Origin of the sequence: Enorma phocaeensis, assembly GCF_016901575.1 — a bacterium.
Classification (GTDB): domain Bacteria; phylum Actinomycetota; class Coriobacteriia; order Coriobacteriales; family Coriobacteriaceae; genus Limicola; species Limicola phocaeensis_A.
In genome coordinates, this window is sequence record NZ_JACJKQ010000058.1 from 1 (window position 1) to 1,010 (window position 1,010).

Annotated in this window: 2 protein-coding genes; both read right to left on the reverse strand. The window is 54.0% G+C overall.

Translation table 11 applies throughout. The features are described from left to right. The coding region (locus H6A15_RS10165; protein WP_204673639.1) for a restriction endonuclease subunit S at nt 1-626 on the reverse strand (626 nt) is incomplete at its 3' end. Next, nucleotides 623-1,010: tyrosine-type recombinase/integrase (locus tag H6A15_RS10170; protein WP_204673640.1), on the reverse strand; the 388-nt coding region annotated here is incomplete at its 5' end. The genes H6A15_RS10165 and H6A15_RS10170, both read right to left, overlap by 4 nt.

The following is a 1,010-nucleotide window of genomic DNA, read 5'->3' on the forward strand; positions in this document are numbered from 1 at the left end:
GAATACGTCGATGGATTGAACGAGGCAAAACGCGACAACGGTGTTGGTTCACCTTCAGCCGTGAGGAGCCAGTCTTCGAAAACGCCTTCGGCTATCGCAGCCAAATAATCATTTGTCTGCTGGTTGAGGACGATTTTCTGCTGTATCTGACCAATGAGCGAGGCTATAGCGCGTTGGGTTTCGATGTTTGGAAGCTCGATTTCCAAATCCCCAATCATTCCTTTGGTCAAAGCGTTACGAGTGGCACCAGAGGAAGCAAGTTTCAACAGCAAGGGTTTGGATGACTGCAGGAAGCAGAGCAGGAAAGTCGGGTCGAGATCAGGGCCTGGCCTAACAATAGAAACGTGCTGGTTGACCCTTGCCGGTGTACACCAGTCGGGGACCATGCATGCACGGGCAACAGAATCACCCGTGATGTTCAGGAGGATATCACGGGGTTCGACTTCGACATTTGCTAAAGCTGCCGCTTGGCCTTCATCGACGAAGGCCAAGCCATTGCTTGTAAACGACCAGTCGAGAACATTTTGACTACGAATGAGAGGGATGCCAGAAGGCTTGTACGCTTCTTTGCCGCCCTTTGGAGTGGCACCACTACCTATCTTCGTGCAAACATCACCCAGTCTCATTCCAGATACTTCCTATGCGAGGCCTTTACATTGCTTTGGTTCACCATGGCGTAGTGCATGGTGGTGTCTATTCTCGCATGCCCGAGGAGCTTTTGCACCTGCTCGATGGGCATGCCCTTGTCGATGGCGTGCGTTGCGAGCGTTCGCCGGAACTTGTGCGGATGTACCCTATCGATTCTCGATCGCTTGCCGAGGCTTCGCAGACGCGACTCCACGCCGCCGATACTCATCCGTTGCCTGCTTCCTCTCAGGGTCACGAAAAGGGCGGGACTGTCGTCATTCCTGGAGCGCAGGTATTCCGTTAGATGCAGCTTGGTCCGCGCGTCGAAGTAGACAGGACGCTGCTTGTTGCCCTTGCCGGTGACAACGCATTCCCGTTCCTGC